This window comes from Pseudomonas sp. GM49 (assembly GCF_000282355.1).
Taxonomy (GTDB): Bacteria; Pseudomonadota; Gammaproteobacteria; order Pseudomonadales; family Pseudomonadaceae; genus Aquipseudomonas.
This window is the reverse complement of record NZ_AKJL01000229.1, coordinates 1-5,600: the sequence shown is the minus strand read 5'-3', so window position 1 is coordinate 5,600 and position 5,600 is coordinate 1. Positions and strand designations below refer to the sequence as shown.

The window sequence follows — 5,600 nt, the reverse complement described above, 5'->3', positions numbered from 1 at the left end:
CGCCCACTTCGCCAATGGCAGCCTGCCGCTGGTGTTCCTGGTGGCGCTGTTGGTCACGTTGATTCCGACCACCATCGGCGGTTTGCTGTCGGCCATTGGTATCGCCGGGATGGATCGACTGGTGCGCCTGAACGTGATCGCCAAGTCCGGTCGTGCGGTGGAAGCGGCGGGAGACGTGCACGTCCTGCTGCTGGACAAGACCGGCACCATCACCTTCGGTAACCGTCGTTGCTCGGCAGTGTATGCCGCGCCAGGCGTGACAGCCAGGGAGCTGGCCGAAGGCGCATTGCTGGCTTCGCTGGCCGACGACACTGCCGAAGGCAAGTCGATCGTCGAGTACTTGCGTGGCACTCATCCGCAACCGGAGCCGCCCTCTGACTTGCTGACAGCCGTGCCATTCAGTGCCGAAACCCGCTTGTCCGGTGTCGACTATCAAGGGCGCGTGTACCGCAAAGGCGCGGTGGATTCGTTGCTGGCGTTCGTGGGCCTCAAGCGTGCTGATCTGGCAGCACCGTTGTCCCGTGAAATCGACAAGATCGCCCAAAGCGGCGGTACCCCGTTGCTGGTGTGTGCCGACGGTAAACTGCTCGGCGCGATCCACCTCAAGGACGTGGTCAAGCCCGGCATCCGCGAGCGTTTCGCCGAGTTGCGCAAGCTGGGGATCCGCACCGTCATGGTCACCGGCGACAACCCGCTGACCGCCGCCGCCATCGCTGCCGAAGCGGGTGTGGACGATGTGCTGGCCGAAGCCACGCCGGAGAAAAAACTGGCGCGCATTCGTCACGAGCAAAACGACGGTCGCCTGGTCGCCATGTGCGGCGACGGCGCCAACGACGCCCCGGCCCTGGCCCAGGCGGATGTAGGCATGGCGATGAACGACGGCACGCAAGCGGCACGTGAAGCGGCCAACATGGTCGATCTCGACAGCGACCCGACCAAGCTGCTGGACGTGGTGCAGATCGGCAAGGAATTGCTGGTCACCCGAGGTGCGCTGACGACCTTTTCCATCGCCAACGACGTGGCCAAGTATTTCGCGATTCTGCCGGCGCTGTTCGCCGCGATCTACCCGCAATTGGGCGTACTCAACGTGATGCACCTGAGCAGTCCGCAGAGCGCGATTCTGTCGGCGATCGTGTTCAACGCCTTGATCATTGTCGTGCTGATTCCTCTGGCGCTGCGCGGTGTGCGGGTGCAAGCGGCGAGTGCGGCGGCGTTGCTGCGGCGCAATCTGCTGATCTACGGCCTGGGCGGGATTCTGGTGCCGTTCGTGGGCATCAAGGCGATCGACATGCTGTTGACGGCGTTGCATTTGGTTTGACTGAACACGCCCCTGTAGGAGCGAGCTCGCTCGCGATGGTGGTTAACGATAACGCGTGTTTCCTGACTGTACGCGGCGCTCTCAATTGCATCGCGAGCAAGCTCGCTCCCACAGGTTTTTCCTGTGAATTAGAGGATTTTGAAATGTCCACATTGATACGCCCGGCCCTGAGCCTGCTGGTCCTGATGACGCTGATCACCGGCGTCGCTTATCCACTGGTGGTCACCGGCGTGGCCCAGGTGGCTTTCCCGGATCAGGCCAATGGCAGCCTGGTGCGCGATGCCGAGGGCAAGGTCCGCGGCTCCTCGCTGATCGCCCAGGATTTCGTCGGTGACGCCTGGTTCCACCCGCGCCCTTCGGCCGGTGCCTTTGCCACCGTGTCGAGCAGTGCCAGCAACCTGTCGCCCAGCAACCCGGCCCTGGCCACACGGGTGATCGACGATGCCACTAAACTTCTGGTGCCAGGCCTGGGGCCGGTGCCGCTGGCGCTGCTCACTACGTCCGGCAGCGGTCTCGATCCGCACTTGCCACCGGCCGCGATTGCCTATCAACTGGCGCGTGTCGCGACGGCGCGCAACCTGCCGGTAACGACCCTGCAGCAACTGCTGGATACCCACATCGAGCAGCCACTGGTAGGCCCGCCGGTGGTGAATGTGCTTGAGTTGAATCTGGCGCTGGAAAAACTGTAATTCCGTGGTGGAGCCATTCGCGAGCAAGCCCGCTCCCACGGGAGTACGCATTCCAACTGTGGGAGCGAGCTTGCTCGCGATAGCGGTCTGACAGGCACTACACAAACATCCGAAAAAAGAGATCTCCAAGCATGAGCAACTCCGGCCGCGCCGACGCGCTGTTAGCAAACCTGCCCCGCGACGGCCGTGGACGGCTCAAGGTATTTCTCGGCGCCGCGCCGGGTGTCGGCAAGACCTACGCCATGTTGCAAGCGGCCCACACCCAGTTGCGCCAAGGGGTGAAAGTCATCGCCGGCGTTGTCGAAACCCACGGCCGGGCCGAAACCGAAGCGCTGCTCAGCGGTTTGCCGCAGCAGCCGTTGGTGCGTTCGGAATACCGTGGCGTGTTGCTCGAAGAAATGGACCTCGACGGTCTGATCAAAGCCAAGCCGAAACTGGTGCTGGTCGACGAGCTGGCGCACACCAACGCACCGGGCAGTCGTCACGAAAAGCGCTGGCAAGACATTCAGGAGCTGCTCGCCGCCGGCATTGATGTGTACACCACGGTCAACGTTCAGCATCTGGAAAGCCTCAACGACCAGGTGCGTGGCATCACCGGCGTGCAGGTCCGTGAAACCCTGCCGGACTGGGTGTTGCAGGAAGCCTACGAACTGCTGCTGATCGACTTGCCGCCGCGGGAGTTGCTGGAGCGCCTGCGCGACGGCAAGGTCTATGTGCCGGAGCAGGCGCGGGCGGCCATCGATGCGTTCTTTTCCCAGACCAACCTGACGGCCCTGCGCGAACTGGCGATGCAAACCGCGGCGGCTCAGGTCGATAACGATCTGGCCCAGGGCTATCGGCAACTCGGTCAAGCGGCGCCAGCCGTGCGCGGGCGTTTGCTGGTGGGGGTCGACGGCGATGCCCAGGCCGAGCGCCTGGTGCGGCATGCCAGTCGCGTGGCCCAGCGGCGGCACCTGCCCTGGAGCCTGGTGCATGTGGACAACGGCCGCGTGCGTGACGAGCAGTCGCGCCTGCGCCTGCAAAGTGCCCAGCAACTGGCTGAACGGCTGGGGGGCGAGGTGGTGTTGCTACGGGCCGGTGAAGTGGCGAAAACCCTGATCCAGCATGCCGCCGAACGCCGCGCCAGCCTGGTACTGGTCGGTCAGTCTCGGCCGCGCTTGCGCCGACGTCTGTTCGGTGGCGGGCTGGCGGCGCGGCTGCTGCGCAATGCTCGCGGACTGGAAATCAACGTTCTCGATAGCGATCACCAACAGCATCAACCCCATCAGCGGTCGATGCAGTCGCTGGTCTGGTTCGACTACGCCCTGGCCGTGTTCGCGACGGTTCTGGCCAGCGCCCTGGCCTGGGCCGTGGCGAGTGTTCTGCCGCTGCCAAATATTTCTCTGGTGTTCCTTGCCGCCGTTTTGCTGGTGGCGGTGCGCAGCAGCCTCGGGCCTGCACTGGCCTGTGCCGCGCTGTCGTTTCTGACCTATGACTTTCTGTTCATTCCACCGACGTTCTCTTTCAGCATCCAGCGCGAAGAAGACGTGCTGACCTTGCTGTTCTTCCTGCTGATGGCAGCCCTCACCGGCAACCTCGCGGCGCGCCAGCGCAGGCAATTGCAGGCACTGCGCGATACACAGGAAGAGACCACCGAATTGCTCGACCTGTCACGCAAACTCACCGCCGCCACCGACCGTCAGGCTGTGGTCAGCGCGGCTGCCCAGCACCTCAACGGTTGGAGTGATGTACAACTGTGCCTGCTCAATCGCGACGGGCAAAACGGCTGGAAAGTCGAAACCGGTGGCCCGCTGGAGTTCACCGAAGCCGAACGCGCCGCCGCCGACTGGGCCTGGCAGCACGATCAACCGGCGGGGGCGGGCACCGGCACATTGCCGTTCGGCCGCTGGTGGTGGTGGCCGTTATCGGTGGAGGACGGCCCGCTGGCGTTGCTCGGCGTATGCGCCAGGGAAGGCCAGGTCCTGAGCGGCCAGCGCCGACGCTTGTTGACCGCGCTGAGCCAGCCGCTGGCCCAGGCGCTGGCCCGGGCGCAACTGGCCGATGATCTGGAAGCGGCGCGGTTGCACGGCGAAACCGAGCAACTGCGCAGTGCCTTGCTGGCTTCGGTGTCCCACGATTTGCGCACACCACTGACGTCCATGCGCGGCAGTATCGACAGCCTGCTGGCCCTGGGTGAAGCGATCCCGCTGGAGGATCGACGTGAATTGCTCGAAGGCACCCGCGATGAAGCCGAGCGTCTGGACCGCTACATTCAAAACCTGCTCGACATGACCCGGCTCGGTCATGGTGCCTTGAAGCTGGCGCGGGACTGGGTGTCGCCGGCGGACATCGTCGGCAGTGCGCTCAATCGCTTGCGCGCGGTTCTCGCGTCGCTGCAGGTCAGCACCGAAGTACCGGCGCAACTGCCGCTGCTGTTCGTCCATGCCGCGCTGATAGAACAGGCACTGATCAACGTGCTGGAAAACGCTGCGCGGTTCTCGCCGCCCCACGGGCGTTTGCAATTGCGCGCCGGGGCTGATGACAGTGAGCTGTTTTTTTCGGTCAGCGATGAGGGGCCGGGGATTCCGGAGGCGGAACGGGCGAAGATTTTCGACATGTTCTACACCGCGGCGCGAGGTGATCGTGGCGGGCAGGGCACCGGGTTGGGGCTGGCGATTTGTCAGGGCATGGTCGGTGCCCACGGCGGGCGCATCAGCGTCGCCGACGGCATCGAGGGGCGTGGCACCTGCATCTCTTTACATCTGCCGCTACAGGCTCAGCCGGGATACGAAGGTGAAGCCTGATTGTGCTTGCGCTACTCTCTTGCCACTTCTTGGTGTTGATGTGAATTCATGAGCCAGACCGCAACCATTTTGGTCATCGATGATGAACCGCAGATCCGCAAATTCCTGCGCATCAGCCTCGCGTCCCAGGGCTATAAAGTGCTGGAGGCCGGCACCGGCAGCGAAGGATTGGCACAAGCCGCACTGAACAAACCGGATTTACTGGTGCTCGACCTCGGCTTGCCGGACATGGACGGCCAACAGGTATTGCGCGATTTTCGCGAGTGGTCGACGGTGCCGGTGCTGGTGCTCTCCGTGCGCGCCGGTGAAGGGCAGAAAGTCGAGGCCCTGGATGGCGGCGCCAATGACTACGTGACCAAGCCGTTCGGCATTCAGGAATTCCTGGCACGGGTTCGTGCGTTGTTGCGCCAGGCGCCCGTAGGCGAGGTCCAGCAAGCGGCGCTGACCTTCGGTCCGTTGACCGTCGACCTGGCGTATCGCCGGGTGCTGCTCGACGGTGCCGAAGTCGCGCTGACTCGCAAGGAATACGCTGTGCTGGCGCAACTGGCGCGGCATCCCGGGCGGGTGATCACCCAGCAGCAATTGCTCAAGGACATCTGGGGGCCGACTCACACCGAAGACACTCATTACCTGCGCATCGTGGTCGGGCACTTGCGCCAGAAACTGGCGGATGATCCGACACAGCCAAGGTTCATCGTGACCGAGGCGGGGGTGGGGTATCGGTTGTTGAGTGAGTAGTTTTGAAATTTTGTGGTGACTGATCTGGCGCTTTCGCGGGCAAGTCGGATCGCCGCACCGCCGCTCCCACAG

4 protein-coding genes are annotated in these 5,600 nt (G+C 63.8%); all 4 read left to right on the top strand.

The genetic code is table 11. The features are described from left to right. Positions 1 to 1,318 (top strand): potassium-transporting ATPase subunit KdpB (gene kdpB, locus PMI29_RS09120; protein ID WP_008000815.1); only part of this gene is annotated, 1,318 nt, incomplete at its 5' end. A gap of 143 nt (positions 1,319 to 1,461) precedes the next feature. Beyond that, a complete protein-coding gene (kdpC, locus tag PMI29_RS09125; protein ID WP_033052561.1) occupies positions 1,462 to 2,007 on the top strand; it encodes a potassium-transporting ATPase subunit KdpC in 546 nt (181 codons plus the stop codon). Between the two features lie 131 nt (positions 2,008 to 2,138). Then, positions 2,139 to 4,790 (top strand): sensor histidine kinase, encoded by a 2,652-nt coding sequence (locus tag PMI29_RS09130; RefSeq protein ID WP_008000813.1) that lies wholly within the window; start codon positions 2,139 to 2,141, stop codon positions 4,788 to 4,790. Positions 4,791 to 4,838: 48 nt separating this feature from the next. After that, a complete protein-coding gene (locus tag PMI29_RS09135; RefSeq protein WP_008000812.1) occupies positions 4,839 to 5,528 on the top strand; it encodes a response regulator in 690 nt (229 codons plus the stop codon). The last annotated feature ends 72 nt before the right edge of the window (positions 5,529 to 5,600 follow it).